We start from the raw sequence: 18,834 nt of genomic DNA on the forward strand, positions 1-18,834 counted from the left end.
CCGACCCGTGACCTTCCGCGCCGTGAGGCGTCAGGGCCAGGAACCACGGCTCGCATGAGTCTGCCCTGATCTCCATGGTCAGGTCCTGTTCATCCGCGCCGTCGGCGGGCTTCGGTGCGCCGCCTGGGCCGCGCGCCGGCGCAGCAGCAGGTAGCCGGCCGGCACCACCAGCATTGAGAGCAGGGGGGCGCTCAGCATGCCGCCGATCATGGGCGCGGCGATGCGGCTCATCACCTCCGAACCGGCGCCATGACCAAGTAGGATGGGCAGGAGACCGGCCAGGATCACCGCCACGGTCATGGCCTTGGGGCGGACCCGCAGCAGGGCGCCCTCACGGACGGCCGCTTCGACCTCCGCGGGGGTGGGAGAGGGGCCGCGATCGGCCAGCGCATGCTTCAGATAGATCAGCATCACCACCCCGAATTCCGCCGAGACCCCCGCCAGGGCGATGAAGCCCACGCCGGTGGCCACAGACTGGTCGTAGCCCAGCCAATAGAGGGTCCAGACGCCCCCGGTGAGCGCGAAGGGCAGGGTGGCCATGATCAGCGCCGCCTCGTCGAAGCGCCCGAAGGTGACGTAGAGCAGCAGGAAGATGATCAGCAGGGTCGCGGGGATCACCAGCTTCAGCCGCTCGACGGCGCGCTGTAGGTACTCGAACTGGCCCGAATAGGCGATCGAGACCCCCTGCGTCAGCTTGACGTCTCGCGACACCGCCTTACGCAGGTCGGAGACCACGGAGGCAAGGTCGCGGCCGCGCACATCGACATAGACCCAGGTCGAGGGCCGCCCGTTCTCGGTCTTCAGCATCGGCGGGCCATCGGCGATCTCGATCCGGGCGACGGTCCCCAGCGTGGTCTGCTGGCCCGCGGGCGTGAGGATGGGCAGGGCTCGCAGGCCCTCGAGGCTGCCCCGCAGCTCGCGCGGATAGCGCAGGCTGATGGGATAGCGCGCCAGGCCCTCGACGGTCTGGCCGACGTTCTCGCCGCCGACGGCGCTGGACACGATCGCCTGGACGTCAGCGATGTTGAGCCCGAGCCGCGCGGCCGCGCCCCGGTCGATGTCCACATCCACATAGCGTCCGCCGGTCAGCCGCTCGGCCAGGGCCGAGCTCACGCCTGGAACGGTCTTGGCCACGGCCTCGACCTTCTGGGCGATACGGTCGATCTCGGCGAGGTTGGCGCCGGAGACCTTGACCCCGATCGGGCTCTTGATGCCGGTGGCCAGCATGTCGATGCGATTGCGGATGGGCGGCACCCAGACATTGGTGAGGCCGGGAACCTTCACCGTTCGGTCCAGCTCCTCGACCAGCTTCTCCGGGGTCATGCCCGGCCGCCACTGCGACCTCGGCTTGAACTGTATGGTGGTCTCGAACATCTCCAGCGGGGCTGGATCGGTGGCGCTCTCGGCCCGACCGGCCTTGCCGAACACGGTCTCGACCTCCGGGACGGTCTTGATCAGCCGGTCGGTGGTCTGCAGCAGCTGGCCGGCCTTCTGGGCTGACAGGCCCGGCAGGGCGGAGGGCATGTAGAGCAGGTCGCCCTCGTTCATCTGCGGCATGAACTCGCCGCCCAGCTGGCTGAGCGGCCAGGCCGTGGTGGCGAAGACCAGGGCCGCGACGACTAGGGTCGTGCGCGGGCGCCGCAACACCGCGTCCAGGGCCGGGCGATAGAGGGCGGTCAGCCAGCGGTTCAGCGGGTTGGCGCTCTCGGCCGGGATGCGGCCTCGTATCAACCAGCCCATCAGCACGGGCACCAGGGTCACCGACAGGATGGCTGCGCCGGCCATGGCGTAGCTCTTGGTGAAGGCCAGCGGTGAGAACAGCCGCCCTTCCTGACCTTGCAGCGAGAACACCGGCACGAAGGACAGGGTGATGATCACCAGGCTGAGGAACAGGGCCGGCCCCACCTCTGCGGCGGCCTCGGTGATCACGGTCCATCGCGCTTCCCCTTCGAGGCGCTCGCCGGGATGGTCATGTTCCCAATGCTCTATCTTTTTGTGGGCGTTCTCGATCATCACCACGGCGGCGTCGACCATGGCCCCGACCGCGATGGCGATGCCGCCCAGCGACATGATGTTAGCGTTGACCCCCTGGGCCCGCATAACCAGCAGGGCGAAGAGAACGCCTAGCGGCAGGGTAAGGATCGCCACCAGGGCCGAGCGCGCGTGCCAGAGGAACAGCGCGCAGACCAGGGCGACGACGATAAACTCCTCGATCAGCTTTTCGCGCAGGTTGCCGATCGCCCGGTCGATGAGCTGGGAGCGGTCATAGGTGGGCACGATCTCGACGCCGGCGGGCAGACTGGCCTTCAGCTCCGCCAACCTGTCTTTCACCGCCGTGATGGTCGCCCGGGCGTTCTTGCCGGAGCGCAGGATGACCACGCCGCCAGCGACTTCGCCCTGGCCATTCAGCTCCGCGACGCCGCGGCGCATCTCCGGGCCGATCTGGACGGTGGCGACATCGCCCAATCGCACCGGGATCCCGCCGGGGGCGGTCCGAAGCGGGATGGCGCGGAAGTCGTCGAGCGAGGTGAGGTAGCCCGAGGCGCGGACCATGTACTCCGCCTCGGCCAGCTCCAGCACCGAGCCGCCAGTCTCCGAATTGGCCTTCTGGATCGCCTCGGCCGCCTCAGCCTGGGTGACGCCATAGGCGGCGAGCTTCATCGGATCGAGGACCACCTGGTACTGCTTGACCATGCCGCCGATGGAGGCGACCTCGGCCACGCCGGGCAGGGTCTTCAGCTCGTAGCGCAGGAACCAGTCCTGCAGCGATCGGAGCTGGGCGAGGTCGTGCCGCCCGGTGCGGTCGACCAGGGCGTACTCGTAGACCCACCCAACCCCGGTCGCGTCGGGCCCCAACGACGCCTTGGCCTCGGGCGGAAGCCGGCTCTGCACCTGGTTCAGGTATTCGAGCACGCGCGACCGGGCCCAGTAGAGGTCGGTGCGGTCCTCGAACAGCACATAGACGAAGCTGTCGCCGAAGAAGGAGTAGCCGCGCACCGTCTTGGCCCCCGGGACCGAGAGCATGGTGGTGGCCAGCGGATAGGTGACCTGGTTCTCGACGATCTGGGGCGCCTGGCCGGGATAGGTCGTGCGGATGATGACCTGCACGTCCGAGAGGTCTGGAAGGGCGTCGACGGGGGTGGTGCGCAGCGCCATGACGCCGGTGACCAGCAGGGCCAGGGCGGCCAGCAGGACGAAGACGCGATAGCGGACCGAGGCGCGAATCAGGGCGGCGATCATTGGGCCCGCCCCTTGGCGATGTGGCGGATGACGGCGCCGGAGGGCCGTTGCTCGAAGCCGAAGCCCACCCGATCGCCAACCTTCAGTCCCTTCGCCAGGCTAGGGGGATCCAGGGTGAAGGTCATGGTCATGGCCGGCCAGCCGATCGTGGGCACCGCCTCGTGGCTGAGGGTGATCTGGTCGCCGGCCAAGGCCTCGACGCGCCCGCGCGTCTCGTTGAGGGCCGCTGCGGCCGCTGCAGGGCGAGGCGTCGCTGCGGGAAGCGGCCGGGCGTCGAGGCCGGAGAGGCTGGCTTCGGAGTCGATGAGGAACTGGCCGGAGGCCACCACCTTGTCGCCTTGGTCGAGGCCGGCCAGGATTTCGGTGCGATCCCCGTCCTCGCGGCCGAGCCGGACCTCCACCGGCTGATAGCGTCCGCCCGGGGCGGCCAGCATCACCAGCGACCGCTTGCCGGTGCGGATCACCGCCTCGGACGGCACGAAGAGGGCGGACCCCACGGCGCTGTCCAGGTGGACGGTGGCGAACATGCCGGGCTTCAGCCGACCATCGCGGTTCGCAAGTTCGATCCGGGCGGTCAGGGTGCGGCTCTCGGCCTGGGCGGCGGGCAGCACGGCGGCTACCCGCCCGCTGAAGGTCTCGCCGGGGTAGGCGGCGAGCTCGGCCCGGGCAGAGGCGCCGACGCGCAGCTGTCCGGCCTGGGCCTCCGGTACGGCGGCGTTCAGCCAGACGGTCGACAGGCCGGAGACCTGGGCCAGGGTCTGACCCATGCTCACGGTCATGCCCTGGCGGACCTCGAGGGTCTGGATCGCCCCGCCCACGGGGGTTGTCACCGTCACCACCGTACGGAGCCGTCCATCGCGGGCGATGGCGGCGATCAAGCCCTCGGGCATGCCCAGCAGTCGCAGCCTTTGACGGGCGGCGGCTTCCAGCGCGGGGCTCTCGGAGCGCCGCACCGCCAGATACTCCGCCTGGGCCCCGCCCCAGCTCGGGACCAGGAGATCGGCGATCGGGGCGCCGGCGGCGATCACGTCGCCGGGCGCGCGCGCATAGACCCGTTGGACGAAGCCCGCCGCGCGGGCCTGGACCACGGCGACCTCACGCTGGTTGAAGTCGAGAACCCCGGTGGCGTCGACGCGCTCTGCGAAGTCGCCCCGCTGGACGATTGCGAGCCGCATCCCCAGGTTCTGGGCCGCCGAGGGATCCATGCGGACCCCGACGGCGCCCGGCGCCAAGTCGGCGTATTTGGGGACCATCTCCATCCCCATCGGCGACTTGCCCGGTTTGTCGAAATGCTGGTCCGGAACCATCGGGTCGTACCAGTAGAGCACCTTGGGGCTGGCGGCGGCCGCGGCTGGCGGGGGAGTGGCCGGGGGACTGTGACCGAGCTGGGCCAGGCCGAAGCCGGCGGCGCCGGCGGCCAGGGCGATGGCGGCGGCGGCCAGGGCCAGCCGTGCGCGGGAAGAGGTCTGGACGGTCATGGCGCGTCGGTTCCGTAGGTGAGGGCGATGCGGACGGTGTCGCGGGAGAGCGCCGCCTCGCGATCCAAGCGGTCGATGTGGGCGTCGGCCAGGGACAGGAAGGCCTGCAGCACATCGTCCAGGCCGGCCGAGCCTGCGGCGTAGCTGGCGGTCTCCAGGTCGGCGCGGCGCTTGGCCAGCGGGACCAGGGTGGTCTCGGCGCGCGCCAGCCGGTCGCGGAGCCGGACCTGGTCGGCGAGGTCGGCGTCCAGGGCCGCGCTGAGTTCGCGACGGGAGGTCTCGCGGTCGAGACGCACCCGGCTGGCTGTCGCGGCGCGGGCGGCGATGGCGGGGTCCTGGCGTTTGGCGGCGAACAGCGGAAGCCCGACCGTCGCGCCGACGGAGACCATCTCCCCCCAGCGGGGGTCGCGGTGCTGGTAGGTGAGCTCCCAGGTCCAGTCCGGACGCTTGTCGGCCCGGGCGGCCGCAAGGTCGGCGGCGGCCTGATGCTCTTGGGCGTCATAGACCGCGAGGGCGGGGAGCCGCTCAAGGTTGGCGCGCAGACCCGCGGGGTCCAGGGCGTAGGCCGGCGGCGCGCCGGCGACCTCGGCGGCCGGATCGCCGGTCCAGCGGATGAGCTCCGCCCGGGCCTTCGCGATGGCGGCGGTCACATCGGCGCGGCGGTCGCCCAGGGCCGCGGTCAGCTGCTCGGCCTCCAGGGCCTGGGCCGGCCGAACGGCGCCGGCGACGAGCTGGGACGGGGCGGTCCTGCGCAGAGGCGCCACAGCGTTGTCGACCTCGTCCAGGGCGGCCAGCCAGCGCTCAGCGTAATGGAGGTCGATCCAGGCCAGGGCCGCCCCCAATCGCACGTCGCGGACCTCGAGCCGGCCGGAGGCCTCCGCCGCGCCAATGTCGGCGGCGGCGCGGTCTCGCGCCGCCCGGCGCTTGGCGGCGCTGGGCACGTCCTGCATGACGCCCAGGGTGGCCATGGTCATGCTCTCCGGGCCGAAACGCCAGGCCGGCGGGCCCGAGACCGGAAAGTTGTCGAGACCCAGCCGCAGCTTGAGGTCGGGCAGGCGGCCAGCGGCGATGGCGGACGACCGGGCTGCGACGACATCGAGCGACTTGGCCGCGAGGCTGGGCGCGCTCTGTTCGGCGAGCCTCAGCGCGGCGTCGAAGGTGAGGGGGGCGGCTTGGGTCGCGCTGGCCAGCAAGGCCGAGGCGGCGAACAGCCAGGCAGTGCGCATCTTGGGCTCCTGGGGCGAGGATCAGGGACAGGGGGTGGCCGCGCGGAAACGCCGACGGGTGGTCGTGAGCACCCGTCGGCGCCCTCCGTCGCCGCGCCAGGGGATAACCGGCGCGGCTGGGAAGCCGGTTAGCCGGGCAGGCCGGGCGTGGCGGGCGGGGCCTGCGGGCCGTCCCCCGGCGTCATGTGCTGCCGATGCAGGGCGTCGTCGCCCTTCATCATCGGGCAAATGCAGCTGGCTTGATGTTGGTCGGGCTTGGCGGCGCGATCCGGCGCGGGGCGCGGGGCCAGACTGTAGTTCCCGCCCTTGCCATAGGGTTGGGCGGCGGCCGGGGCGGCGAGGGTCAGGACGGGGCCGAGCGATAGCGCGCTGGCGACCAGAAGGTCACGGATGGACATGGGAAGACTCCCTTGGAGGTTCGATGGCTATGGCCGGACGGAGTCCGGCCGGCTGGCGCGCAGGTGCGCGCGATCCCGCCGGCGCATAGGCGCCGCGGGTTCAGCCGATCGATCTGGGAGGTCGTTCGAGCCGGGCCGGCGCCTGCGAGGCCCGCGAGGTCATCGAGGGCGGGCGGACGGCGGCGGCGGTCGCATAGCGGGCGACAGAGACCGCTGGGCTCGGCAGGGCCACGATGACGGCGCAGGCTGCGGCGCAGGCCCGGACGCAGCTCAGGTCAGCCATCTTGGACTTTCCGGAATGGTCGCAGCAGGGATCGGGGCTCGCCGTCGCGGCGCTTGCGTCAGACATGTCCGGCATCCCGGCCATGTCCATGCCGCTCATGGCGGTCGCGTCCCCATGGGCGGTGCAGGCGACCTGAGCGGCCCCGGCGGTCACCGGGTTGGCGAGCAGGGCCAGGACGGCCAGAAGGGCGAGCAGGAGTCGCATCGTCTCGCTTCTACAGCCTCCGGTGCGCCAGATCATATGATCAAGATCAATTGCCGGCGGCCACCGCCGCCGACCGCGCTCGAAGCCGGGTGCGGTCGCGTTGGAAGGGGACGCCGTGGCGGCGCATGGCGTCGCGCGCCGGGCGTTCGACTAGGTGGTGCAGGACCATCGCCGCTGGGATGACGCCCGCAAACATGGCGAGCCAGAGGGCTAGCGGCATGGGGCCGTCGGGAAGGCCAAAAACCCGGTGGGCGGCCTTCTCGAAGACCAGCTGCCAGGGGATGCAGACCATATAGACGGCGAAGCTGACCTCGCCGAGATAGACTAGGGGCGCCGCTGTCAGCAGCCGCGACCCGGCGCTGGCGAGGCCAGCAAGGCTGTAGATCAGCCCCCCAAAGAGCGCGATCGCGACCGCGTCCGGCGCGCCCGCCTGCGAAACCAGGAGGATCGCGGCGAGGCTCGCCGCGGCGCCGGCGGTCGCCACGGACGGCCGCAGGATCGGGCGCTCCGACCACAAGAGATAAACGGCGCAGCCCAGGGCGAAGCAGGGGATGATGCGCAGCGCGCCCCAGGCGATGGTCGCCTGGGTGAGGGGGAAGCCCGCGAGCCGCTCGAAGCCGGTCTCCAGCGCCGCAACGAGCACTAGGGCCAGAAGCAGGGCGAGGCCGGGGCGGCGGCGCAGGCGCCAGGCCGCCCACGCAAAGGCCGGGAAGGTCAGGTAGGCGAACCATTCCGCCGAGATCGACCAGGAGGGATGGTTCCAGCCGCCATGTAGTCCCAGACCCCAGGCCTGGGTAAGGGTGAGTTGGGCCGGCAGGGAGGACCAGACCAGCGCCTTGTCGCCGGCTTGAATTCCCAGCAGCGTGGCGCCGCCGACCAGGGCCGCCATGCCCAGAAGGGTCACCAGATGGACGGGATAGACGCGCGCCAGGCGGGCCCAGAGGAAGTCGGCGTAGCGGAAGCTGCGCGCCCCGAAGCTCTGCAGATAGACGTGGCTGAGAATGAATCCGGACAGCACGAAGAACAACTCGACCCCGAGATAGCCCTTGCTCACCAGGCGAGGCGTGACGGCTGTGAGGTCATGCCAGTAGTCGAAGCTGACCACCCACATGGCCGCGATGAAGCGCAGGGCGGTCAAGGCTTTAAGGTTCTGCGGCATGGCGGATCCGGTTTTAATGATGGAGCCCTCGGCACTTGGCCATCCTTAGTTTGCCGGTCTCGCCCTAATAGAATGGAAATATCGATGAGTTGTCGATAACATTGACATGATTGGAATGTTGGGATGGAATGTCGAATACATGGTGATTACATAGAGGTGTGGACGTTCTGCCGTTACATCTCGACTGCGATCAAGGAACGGTGCGCCGTTTTCAGCGTTGCTGATGCGCGATCTGGGCAATCCCCTCAGTCCATGGCGGACGGCGGCGCAAGCGTTCCCAGCAGACTGACCAGGGCGAGGACGACGATGGCAGCGGCGGTCTCCAGAAGGACGCTCCGTCGCAGAGCCGCCAGCGCCGCCAGCGGCGGCGCGCCAGCGAGGGCCGCGCCGAGACCGGGCGTCAGCCGGAACCGGTTGATCGCGGCGAGCCCCAGCATACCGGCGAACACCAGGACCTTGGCCCCCAGCAGCAGCCCGTACGCTGAGGTCGCCAGGGCGTCCAGGTGGTCCGGCCCGATCAGAAACCAGCTGTTGACCAGCCCCGTGAGGAGGAGGAGCGCCACCACCGCGGTCCCGACGCCGGAAAAGCCCTCAAGGCCGCGATGGAGCGTCTGCAGGGTCCATTGGTCCGGGGTCTGGCGGGTGGTCCTCAGTAGCGTGGCCAGGACCGCCAGCGCCCCCAGCCAGACGCCGGCGGCCAGCAGGTGGATGATGTCGGCCCCGAGGTGGACGAAGCCTGCGACGCCGTCGTCGGCCGCCCCGTGTCCTGTCCAGGCGAAGCTGGCCAGGGCGCCCGCGCCCAGGCCGGCGAGCACCGCCCAGAGGCGCCGGGACGGCCGCATCAGCAAGAGATGGAGGATGGCCGCCGTGGCCAGGCCCAGGCGCGCGGCGACAGCCAGGCCGAACCGGGTTCCGGACATCACCGCCCACAGGCTGTCGGCCTGGAAGGCCGCGGCAGGCTGCCCGGTCATGGACGCGGTCTGGGCGCCAAGGGAGACGACCGTCCCGACCAGCAGGGCTGCGCCGGCGACGGCGAGGCCCCAGCGCGGCCAGCCGAGCCGCGCCGGCTCATCGCCGACCCGTGCGCGCAGCCCGTACAGAAAGAACAGCGGCGCGCCGAACAGCACAGTGGCGGCGGGGAACGCGATCAGGCGCGCCGCAACCTCAAGGGACGATCCCATGCCGCTTCAGTGGACGGTGAAGCTGAAATCGCCCTTCATCCGGTGGCCGTCGGCGGAGACGACATGCCACATCACCATGTAGCTCCCGGGGGCGAGCGGGGTGACCAAGGCTGCGGTGATGGTCTTGCGATCCTTCGCGGCGACCGACGATTTGACCGTCACGGGCTTGCCGTCGGCCTTCATCAGGTCGATGCCGGAGAACTTCGGCTCGAGCTTTTCGGAGAAGGTCAGGCTCAGGCTCTTGGGTGCGGCCACGGCGGCGTTCGCCGCCGGCGTCGCGCTGACAAGGTGGGCATGGGCCTGTGCGCCGGAGGCCGCGGCGAGGAGCCCAGCCGCGGCGACCAGGGCGAGGACGGGACGGGTGGACGGGGAGCGGACCATGTGGATCTCCAGACAGGGCGACCGACGGCCACCTCCAAGCAGGATACGCGCGGTCCGGGCCCAACCCCTTGCGACCGGCGAGCCTGGCGTGAGGGCCGCGGACGGGGCCATGCGTATCCGAAGAACACGCGTGAGCCGCGCGCTTTCGCCGATCAACGGGTTTGGGACGTCGCAGTGACATGAAGGATTTTGACCGCCGCCAGCTGTTGCGGAACGTCTCTCTGTTGGGAGGCGGGCTCGCGCTCGCCGGCCTGACGCCGACCTGGGCGATGAGCGCCACCGTCGGGGCGACGCCGGACCTGCCCACCCTGACCGGACCCAATATCGATCTTCGGATCGGACACGCCAGCGTCACGATCGATGGCCGCATGGGCCACGCGGTCGCGATCAACGGCACGGTTCCCGGTCCGCTACTGCGCCTGAAGGAGGGGCAGACCGTCCGGATTTCGGTGACCAACGACCTGGCGGAAGACACCTCGATCCACTGGCACGGGCTGCTGACGCCATCGCAGATGGACGGCGTGCCGGGCCTGAGCTTCCCGGGCATCAAGCCCGGCGAGACCTTTGTCTATGAATTCGCGATCAAGCAGTCGGGGACCTACTGGTATCATAGCCATTCGGGTCTGCAGGAGCCGATGGGGCACCTGGCGCCGATCATCATCGATCCGGCCGGCCCCGATCCGGTCGCCTACGACCGGGAGCACGTGGTGGTGCTCTCCGACTACAGCTTCATGCACCCGCACCTGATCTTCAAACGCCTGAAACAGCAGTCCGGGTTGTTCAATTACCAGAAGCAGACGCTCGCGGGCCTCGCCGCGGGCAAGGACCAGACCCTCCAGGAGCGTCGGGAATGGGCCAAGATGCTCATGGACCCCACCGACATCTCCGACATCACCGGGGCGGTCATGACCTTCCTGGTCAACGGCCACGGGCCCGCCGACAACTGGACGGGCCTGTTCACGCCCGGCGAGCGGGTGCGCCTGCGCTTCATCAACGCCGCCGCGCAGATGATCTTCAATGTCCGCATTCCGGGTCTGAAGATGACCGTGGTGGCCGCCGATGGCCAGAACGTCCGGCCGGTCGCGATCGATGAGTTCCAGATCGGCAACGCCGAGACCTATGATGTCATCGTCCAACCCACGCAGGACCAGGCCTTCACCCTGGTGGCCGAGGCGGTCGACCGGTCCGGGATGGCGCGCGCGACCCTGGCGCCGCGCCCGGGCATGACCGCGCCGGTTCCGCCCCTGCGTCCCCGGCCGCTCGCCAACATGCGCGACATGGGCATGGACATGAGCGCCATGGCGGGCATGGGCGGGACGCAGCCCGCCGCCGGGCCGAAGGCGGCGCCGGGCATGGCGCCGCCCCGGGCCCGCGGCTCGGATGCGATGGGCGACATGGGCGGCATGACCATGTCCATGCGCGACGGCCAGAACGCGCCCCAGGTGAAGCTTGGCCCCGGGGTGCAGATGATCAACCCCATGCCGATGGATCGGACGGGTGAGCCGGGCCAGGGCCTGGAGAGCGTCGGCCACCGGGTGCTGGTCTACAAGGACCTGGTCGCCCTGGAGCCCAACCCCGACCTGCGCACGCCGACCCGCGCCCTGGACATCCGCCTCACCGGCAACATGGAGCGGTTCATGTGGGGGTTCGACGGGATGAGCTTCAACGAGACGACGAAGCCCTACTCCTTCGACAAGGGGGAGCGGGTGCGGGTGCGGTTGGTGAACGACACCATGATGGCCCACCCCATCCACCTGCACGGCCATTTCTTCGAGCTGACCCACGGGCCGGCGGGCCATGGCCCGCGCAAGCACACCGTGATCGTCGCCCCCGGCGGCGAGGTCTCCTGGGACTTCACCGCCGAGCCCGGGGACTGGGCCTTCCACTGCCACATGCTCTACCACATGCACGCCGGCATGTTCCAAGTGTTCAGCGTGCGGCCCCTCGACGGAGCCGCCGCATGAACCGCCTCGTGCTCACCACCCTGGTCCCCATGTTCCTGGCCGGTTCCGCCGCCGCCCAGACCATGGATCATTCCACCATGCCGGGCATGGTGATGCCCGGCGATCTGCCCAAGACGCCCGCAAAGCCCAAGCCGCTCGCCCATCAGCATGCCGCTCCCCCGGCCAGCCCGGCGGCCTCCGCGCCCGAGTCGATGCCCGGCATGTCGATGCCGGCGGCCCCGCCGCCGCCGGCCGCCGCCGGCGGAACGGCCGGCCAGGACGCGGCCGGTGCGCCGGCGCCGGAGATCCCGCACGGGCCGCCCCCGCCCGCGCCGACCGACCGTGCGGCGGACCGGTACTTCCCGCCGGCCGCCATGGCCGTGGCGCGCGTCCAGCTGCAGCGCGAGCACGGGGCGGCGACGACCTGGAAGGTCATGGCCAATCTCGCCGAATACCAGGCGCGAGCTGGCGCCGACGGCTACCGCTGGGACGGCCAGGCCTGGTTCGGCGGCGACATCCACCGCCTGGTGCTGAAGAGCGAAGGGGAGGGGACCCGCGGCGAAGGGGTCGAGGCCGCCGAACTGCAGGCCCTCTATTCCCGGGCCGTGGGCGTCTATACCGACGTCCAGGTGGGCATACGCCAGGACTTCGAACCGCGCGCCCGCACCTACGCGACCATCGGGTTCGAGACCCTGCTGCCCTATTGGTTCGACCTGGAGGGCGCGGCCTTCCTTTCGAACAAAGGCGAACTTCTCGCGCGCCTGGAGGGCCTCTACGATCTGCGGCTCACCAACCGGCTGATCCTGCAGCCCCGCGCGGAGCTGAATTTCGCCGCCCAGGACACCGCGGCCACCCGGACCGGTTCGGGCCTGTCCAAGGCCGAGCTGGGCCTGCGCCTGCGCTATGAGATCCACCGGGAGTTCGCGCCCTATGTCGGGGTGTCCTGGGATCGCAAGCTCGGCAGGACGGCCGATTATGCCCGGGCGGACGGCGACGATGTGGAGGCCACGAGCCTGGTGGTCGGGGTGCGCGCGTTCTTCTGAGGGTGAGGATGCGGCGGCCCCTTGAGCCCGCTCCGAGGGACCAGGCCGACAATCCGTCCACTGGGCCGTAAGCGCGTAGGCCTTGCCGCGTCCTAACCTGCGCCGCCCTTGAAGGGCGCGCGGTGGAGGCAGGTGCGTGACCCACGATTGGGCCGAGGCGTGGAAGGCTGGCTATGGCGTCCTGGAACGCCGGCCGGACACGGTGGCGAAGGTCGAGGCCCTGGTCGAGCGGCTGGTTCGGCGGGGCGGCTGGGCCGATGCGGAGAGCGTCTATCGCGTGCTGGCCGCGGCCGACCGCCTGACCCGGGCGGCGATGTGGCTGATCGTCCACATGACCTACGCCCGGAAGGTCGACCTCACGGGGTCGGCGCTGCCGGCCCAGAGTTTCAAGGCCGATCCGGAGGGGCACACCGGCGGATCGCTCAACATGGCGCCGGCCTTCGCGGGCTACCTGGCGGCCAATGTACTCTCGGGCGTCACCCGCTCTTGGGTGATGGGTCAGGGTCATTGCGTGGCCGCGATCGAGGCGATCAACGTCCTGACCGGCGACGTCTCGCCGGCCCAGGCCAAGCGCTACGAACGCACCGAGGCCGGCCTGTCGCAGCTGGTCTGCGATTTCTACGGCTACGGGATCCGGGCGGACGGAACCCCGTCGGCCCCGCTCGGCAGCCATGCCGGGCCGCAGACCGCCGGCGCGGTCTCCGAGGGCGGGTATCTCGGCTTTGCGGAACTTCAATATGTGCACATGCCGCTGCGCGGCGAGAGCCTGGTGGCCTTCCTCAGCGACGGTGCGTTCGAGGAACAGCGGGGATCTGACTGGGCGCCCCGCTGGTGGCGCGCCGAGGACAGCGGCCTGGCCACCCCGGTGATGATCCTGAACGGGCGGCGGATCGAGGAACGCTCGGAGATCGAGCAGGACGGCGGCGAGGGTTGGCTGGAGCGCCACCTGGCCCTGAACGGCTTCGACCCCCTGGGGATCGACGGGCGTGATCCCGCCGCCTTCGCCTGGGCGATCCTGGAGTCCGAAGACCGCCTGAAGCGGTTCACGGCCGATCCGGAGCGCCGCTATCCGGCCCCCTTGCCCTATGTGATCGCCCGCACCGTCAAGGGGTTCGGGTTCCCGGGCGCCGGGACGAACCGCGCCCACAACCTGCCGCTTGCGGGAAACCCGAACACCGACCCCGGCGCCCGCGACGCCTTCAACGCCGCCGCCGCCGAGCTCTTCGTGCCCATGGCCGAGCTCGACGCCGCCGTGGGCGTCCTTCGGACCCATGCCCTGCAGCATCGGCCGCCCGAGAGCCAGCACCCGGCCGCGACGCGCCGGCCGGAGGCGCCGCGCGAGTCGGCGTTCACCCCCGTCACCGGTGCGGCGTCCCCGATGGAGGCGCTCGACGCCTGGTTCGTGGATCTGGTGGCGGCCAATCCGCACCTGCGGCCCCGGGTCGGCAATCCCGACGAACTGCGCAGCAACCGCATGGGCCAGACCCTCGATCGTCTCAAGCATCGGGTGAACCGGCCCGAGCCTGGGTCGGCCGAGGCGGTGGACGGAGCGGTGATCACCGCGCTGAACGAGGAGGCGGTGAGCGGCGCGGCCCTGGGCAACAAGGGCGGCCTCAATCTGATCGTCAGCTACGAAGCCTTCGCCATGAAGATGCTGGGCGCGTTGCGCCAGGAGATCGTTTTCGCCCGGCGCCAGCGGGAGGCCGGCGCGCCGGCGGGCTGGATCTCCATCCCGCTGATCGCCACCTCCCACACCTGGGAAAACTCCAAGAACGAGCAGTCCCACCAGGACCCGACCCTGGGCGAGGCCCTGCTCGGCGAGATGTCCGACACCGCGCGGGTCCTGTTCCCCATCGACGCCAATAGCGCCGTGGCGGCGCTGCGGGGCGTCTATCGTACGCGCGGGCAGATCGCCTGCCTGGTGACGCCCAAGCGCGTCCTGCCTCGGCTGCTCGACGCGGCGGGGGCGGCGGATCTTGTCGTGCAGGGTTGGGCGCACTTGGCGGGCGCGCCGGGCGACGCCCAGGTGCAGATTGTGGCGGTCGGCGCCTACCAGGCGCTCGAGGCCTTGAAGGCCCGCGACCGGCTCGAGGCCCAGGGGCGGCGCGCCTGCGTCACCGCGGTGCTGGAGCCCGGCCGCCTGCGCGCGCCGCGCGACGCCCTGGAAGCCCAATGCACGCTCGCCGACGCCGAGCTCGAAGCGGCCTTTCCCCGCGACCTGCCGCGCGTGCTGGTGAGCCACACGCGGCCGGAGCCGATGCAGGGGCTCCTGCGCCGGATCGACGGCGGCGGCGATCGGCTGGTCTCCCGCGGCTATATCGGCCGCGGCGGCACCTTCGATGTGTTCGGCATGCTGTTCGCCAACCGCTGCACCTGGGCCCACCTGGTCGAGGCGGCGGCGCGGGTCCTGGATGTCTCGCCCTGCGACCTGCTCACCGAACCTGAACTGAAAGCCGTGGCCGGCCGGGCCAATCCGCGCGCCCTGGACGTGGCCGCACTCTGAGGAAGGACAAGGACGTGATCAGTCTCACAAGTCTCGGCGGCGCGGGCACCGTCACCGGCTCCAAGCACCTGTTGGAGGCGGACGGCCAGCGGCTGCTCGTCGATTGCGGCCTGTTTCAGGGCCTGAAGCGCCTGCGCGAGCAGAATTGGCAGCCGCTTCCGGTGGAGCCAGGCTCGATCGACGCGGTGATCCTCACCCATGCGCACCTCGACCATTCCGGTTACCTGCCGAAGCTGGTGAAGGACGGCTATCGCGGCCGCATCCACGGCAGTTCGGCGACACGGGACGTCGCCGATCTCATCCTGAAGGATAGCGCCCACATCCAGGAGAAGGACGCCGAGGACGCCAATCGGCATGGATACACCAAGCACAAGCCGGCGCTTCCGCTCTACGGCGTCCACGACGCGGAGCGCACCATGGAGCACTTCACGGATATGGCCTTCCATGAGGAGACGCGGGTCGCGGGCGGCGCGCGGGTGACCCTACGCAGGGCCGGCCACATCCTGGGGGCCGCGACAGTCCAGGTGGATTGGCACGGGACGAAGGTCGTCTTCTCTGGCGACCTCGGCCGGTATGGCGACGCCACCATGGTCGATCCCGAACCTGTCGAGGACGCCGACTACCTCGTGGTGGAGTCGACCTATGGCGACCGCAAGCACGAGGCCCGGGATCCGGACGACGCGCTTGCCGACATCATTGAGCGAACCACGCAGCGCGGCGGCACGGTGATCATCCCGACCTTCGCGGTCGGGCGCGCCCAGTCGCTGCTCTACCACCTGTGGAAGCTCAAGCAGGCCGGCCGGCTTGGGCTCGTCCCGATCTACCTGGACAGCCCGATGGCCATCAACGCCACGGACCTGTTGTGCAAGCACCTCGAAGACCACCGGATGGCTCCGGACGTCTGTGACGCGGCCTGTGCGATCGCCACCTATGTTCGCGACGTGGAGCAGTCCAAGGCGGTGACGGCGGATCGGATGCCCAAGGTGATACTTGCCGCCAGCGGCATGGCCACGGGCGGACGGGTGCTGCACCACATCAAAGCCTATGGCCCGGATCGCCGCAACACCATCCTGTTCTCGGGCTTCCAGGCCGCCGGCACCCGGGGGCGCGCCATGGTCGAGGGCGCCAAGGAGGTCAAGATTCACGGCCAGTGGATCCCGATCCACGCCGAGGTCCAGAACCTGCAGATGCTGTCGGCCCACGCCGACGCCGACGAGATCCTGCGCTGGCTGTCGGGCTTCCGCCGGCCGCCGAAAAAGACCTTCATCATCCACGGCGAGCCCAACGCTTCGGACGCCCTGCGCCTGAAGATCCAGGACAAGCTCGGCTGGGACTGCGTAGTCCCGCAGATGATGGAAACGCACACCCTGTGAGCCTCGAACCGCATTCGTCCGGCAGTGCGCACCAGTTGCGGGCGCGCCGGCTTGGGCTGTTCGCTCAGCATGAATCGATCGTGCTGATGCGGCGCGACTGCCATGTGTGCCGCTCGGAGGGGCTGTCGGCCCGCTCGCAGGTGCTGCTCACGGCGGGCGATCGCGAGATCTACGCCACGCTCTATCAGCTGGACGGCGACCTCATCGACTTGGACGAGGCGGCCCTGTCCGAGGAAGCTTGGCGCCTGCTCGGCGTGGCGCCGGGCGCGCCCATGCAGGTCCGCCACGCCCCGGCGCTGGAATCGATGTCGAGCGTCCGGCGACGGATCTACGGCTCGCGCCTGGACAGTCCAGCCATCGCGGCGATCGTGCGCGATGTCGCCGCCGGCCGGTACACCGACGTGCACCTCGCCGCGTTCCTGACGGCGTCCTCGGCGCTCCCGCTCGACCAGAGCGAGACCATCTCGCTCACCAAGGCCATGGTTGACGTGGGCGACCGCCTGAGCTGGAACGCCGAGATCGTCGTCGACAAGCACTGCGTCGGCGGACTTCCGGGAAATCGCACCACGCCCATCGTGGTCGCGATCCTGACAGCCTGCGGCCTGGCGTGCCCCAAGACCTCCTCGCGCGCGATCACCTCGCCGGCGGGCACCGCCGACACTATGGAGACCTTGGCCCCCGTGGAGCTCGATCTTGCAGCTATGCGGCGCGTGGTCGAGGCCGAGGGCGGTTGCATCGTTTGGGGCGGGGCCGTGAACCTCAGCCCCGCCGACGACATCTTCATCCGCGTCGAGCGGGTTCTGGACGTCGACACCGAAGGCCAGCTGGTCGCCTCGGTGCTTTCGAAGAAGATCGCGGCGGGTTCAAACCACGTGGTGCTCGACCTTCCGGTGGGGCCCACGGCGAAAGTGCGCTCCCAGGAGGCGGGACAAGAGCTGGCGGAGCGCCTCTCGGCCGTCGCTGCGCACTTTGGCGTCAGGACCCGTTGCGTCATCACCGACGGCAGCCAGCCGGTCGGTCGCGGCGTTGGACCAGCGCTGGAGGCGCATGACGTTCTGGCGGTCTTGCAGAACGCGCCTGGCGCGCCCCAGGATTTGCGCATGCGTGCCTGCGCGCTGGCCGGCGCCGGACTCGAGCTCGCCGGCGTCGCCAAGCCCGGCGAGGGCGCCCGTATCGCCGAGGCGACGCTTGCCGACGGCCGGGCCTGGGCTAAGTTCCAGGCGATCTGCGAAGCCCAGGGCGGGCTTAGAACACCCCCCACCGCGCCTCTCCAGTCACCAATCCTCGCGCGGCGATCCGGCCGGGTGGTTCACATCAACAATCGCCAGGTTTCCACCCTGGCGAAGCTTGCGGGCGCGCCGGACCGCAAGGCGGCGGGCTTAACGATCGAGGCGCGTCTGGGGGACGAAATCGGCGCGGGGCAGCCGCTGCTGACCCTGCACGCGGAGTCCGAGGGCGAGCTCGCCTACGCGCTCGAATACGCCGCCGCCCACCCTGACCTGGTGGAGATTCAGGCGTGACCGCGGGCCCGTTCGTCTTCGCCATGCCGGGCTCGGAACGGCAGGGCCGCGACCTGGCTGGTCAGCTTGGCGCGGAGATGGGTGTCCTAGAGACCCGGCAGTTCCCGGACGGGGAATCCTATGTGCGGATCGTGTCCGTCGTTGCGGGACGCGAGGTCGTGCTCATCTGCTCCCTCGCCAGGCCGGACGACCAGTTCCTGCGCCTGGTGTTCGCCGCGCGGACGCTGCGAGAGCTCGGCGCGTCGCGCATCACCCTGGTCGCGCCCTACCTGGCCTACATGCGCCAGGACAAACGGTTCCATTCCGGTGAAGCGGTGACCTCGACCCACTTTGCCGACATGCTGTCGCGGGAGGTGGATCAGCTCATCACGGTGGACCCGCATCTGCATCGCCACAAGGCGCTCTTGGAAATCTACGCCATACCGGCCGTCGCCCTGCATGCGGCGCCCCTCCTCGCCGATTGGATCGCCGCCAACGTGGAGCGGCCGCTGATCATCGGCCCCGACATCGAGAGCGAGCAGTGGGTGTCCGACGTCGCCGATCGGGCGGGGGCGCCCTATGTCGTGCTTCGGAAAGAGCGCCATGGCGACCGCGATGTCGAGATCGCGATCCCAGACCTTGGCGCGTGGGCCAGCCGGCGCCCCGTGCTGATCGATGACATAGCCTCCTCGGGCCGGACCTTGATCGAGACCGCCCGTGGGCTGACCGGCCAGGGATTGCGACCGCCGGTCTGCGTGGTCGTCCACGCCCTGTTCGCCGATGACGCCTTCACTGAGCTGTCGCGCTTTGCCGAGCGCATCGTCTCGACTGACACCGTCGCGCACCCGAGCAATGGGATGTCCGTGGCGGGCCTAATCGCCGACGCCCTGCAGGGCGAAGGCGCGGCGGGCTGAGTCGAGTCG

General features: G+C 70.2%; 14 protein-coding genes. 6 read left to right on the forward strand and 8 right to left on the reverse strand.

Features of this window, described 5'->3' with window-relative positions:
* Window positions 1-78: 78 nt before the first annotated feature.
* The 8 genes from AC1RN5_RS22010 to copC all read right to left on the reverse strand — a co-directional run bounded on the left by AC1RN5_RS22010 (window position 79) and on the right by copC (window position 9,550).
* The gene (locus AC1RN5_RS22010; RefSeq protein ID WP_493043979.1) at window positions 79-3,240 is read right to left on the reverse strand and encodes an efflux RND transporter permease subunit; all 3,162 of its coding nucleotides are present in this window, start codon (window positions 3,238-3,240) and stop codon (window positions 79-81) included.
* Window positions 3,237-4,718, reverse strand: a complete 1,482-nt coding sequence (locus AC1RN5_RS22015) for an efflux RND transporter periplasmic adaptor subunit (protein WP_493043981.1) — start codon at window positions 4,716-4,718, stop codon at window positions 3,237-3,239. Before AC1RN5_RS22015 ends, AC1RN5_RS22010 begins: the two co-directional genes overlap by 4 nt.
* Window positions 4,715-5,944, reverse strand: a complete 1,230-nt coding sequence (locus AC1RN5_RS22020; protein WP_493043983.1) for a TolC family protein — start codon at window positions 5,942-5,944, stop codon at window positions 4,715-4,717. The genes AC1RN5_RS22015 and AC1RN5_RS22020 overlap by 4 nt, the downstream gene beginning before the upstream one ends.
* Window positions 5,945-6,072: 128 nt before the next feature.
* Complete coding sequence (locus AC1RN5_RS22025; protein WP_493043985.1) at window positions 6,073-6,342, reverse strand: hypothetical protein; 270 nt, start codon at window positions 6,340-6,342, stop codon at window positions 6,073-6,075.
* Window positions 6,343-6,442: 100 nt separating this feature from the next.
* Window positions 6,443-6,829 (reverse strand): hypothetical protein, encoded by a 387-nt coding sequence (locus AC1RN5_RS22030; RefSeq protein ID WP_493043987.1) that lies wholly within the window; start codon window positions 6,827-6,829, stop codon window positions 6,443-6,445.
* 46 nt (window positions 6,830-6,875) lie between these two features.
* Window positions 6,876-7,988 carry an acyltransferase family protein gene (locus tag AC1RN5_RS22035; RefSeq protein WP_493043989.1) on the reverse strand — a complete coding sequence of 371 codons (1,113 nt, stop codon included), beginning with the start codon at window positions 7,986-7,988 and terminating at the stop codon, window positions 6,876-6,878.
* Window positions 7,989-8,233: 245 nt separating this feature from the next.
* A complete protein-coding gene (copD, locus tag AC1RN5_RS22040; RefSeq protein WP_493043991.1) occupies window positions 8,234-9,169 on the reverse strand; it encodes a copper homeostasis membrane protein CopD in 936 nt (311 codons plus the stop codon).
* Window positions 9,170-9,175: 6 nt separating this feature from the next.
* Window positions 9,176-9,550, reverse strand: coding sequence for a copper homeostasis periplasmic binding protein CopC (copC, locus tag AC1RN5_RS22045; RefSeq protein ID WP_493043993.1), 375 nt, complete (start codon window positions 9,548-9,550; stop codon window positions 9,176-9,178).
* Between the two features lie 179 nt (window positions 9,551-9,729).
* On the opposite strand from copC, the gene AC1RN5_RS22050 reads away from it, so the two are divergent.
* The 6 genes from AC1RN5_RS22050 to AC1RN5_RS22075 all read left to right on the forward strand — a co-directional run bounded on the left by AC1RN5_RS22050 (window position 9,730) and on the right by AC1RN5_RS22075 (window position 18,825).
* Window positions 9,730-11,514, forward strand: coding sequence for a copper resistance system multicopper oxidase (locus AC1RN5_RS22050; RefSeq protein WP_493043995.1), 1,785 nt, complete (start codon window positions 9,730-9,732; stop codon window positions 11,512-11,514).
* Window positions 11,511-12,536 carry a copper resistance protein B gene (locus AC1RN5_RS22055; protein WP_493043997.1) on the forward strand — a complete coding sequence of 342 codons (1,026 nt, stop codon included), beginning with the start codon at window positions 11,511-11,513 and terminating at the stop codon, window positions 12,534-12,536. The genes AC1RN5_RS22050 and AC1RN5_RS22055 overlap by 4 nt, the downstream gene beginning before the upstream one ends.
* A gap of 136 nt (window positions 12,537-12,672) precedes the next feature.
* Window positions 12,673-15,039, forward strand: a complete 2,367-nt coding sequence (locus tag AC1RN5_RS22060; RefSeq protein ID WP_493043999.1) for a phosphoketolase family protein — start codon at window positions 12,673-12,675, stop codon at window positions 15,037-15,039.
* Window positions 15,040-15,053: 14 nt separating this feature from the next.
* Window positions 15,054-16,412, forward strand: coding sequence for an MBL fold metallo-hydrolase RNA specificity domain-containing protein (locus tag AC1RN5_RS22065; protein ID WP_493044001.1), 1,359 nt, complete (start codon window positions 15,054-15,056; stop codon window positions 16,410-16,412).
* Window positions 16,409-17,932, forward strand: coding sequence for a thymidine phosphorylase family protein (locus AC1RN5_RS22070; RefSeq protein ID WP_493044003.1), 1,524 nt, complete (start codon window positions 16,409-16,411; stop codon window positions 17,930-17,932). The genes AC1RN5_RS22065 and AC1RN5_RS22070 overlap by 4 nt, the downstream gene beginning before the upstream one ends.
* Window positions 17,929-18,825, forward strand: coding sequence for a ribose-phosphate pyrophosphokinase (locus AC1RN5_RS22075; protein ID WP_493044005.1), 897 nt, complete (start codon window positions 17,929-17,931; stop codon window positions 18,823-18,825). The genes AC1RN5_RS22070 and AC1RN5_RS22075 overlap by 4 nt, the downstream gene beginning before the upstream one ends.
* Window positions 18,826-18,834 lie beyond the last annotated feature (9 nt).

This window comes from Phenylobacterium sp. GW821-FHT12F10, from assembly GCF_058806695.1.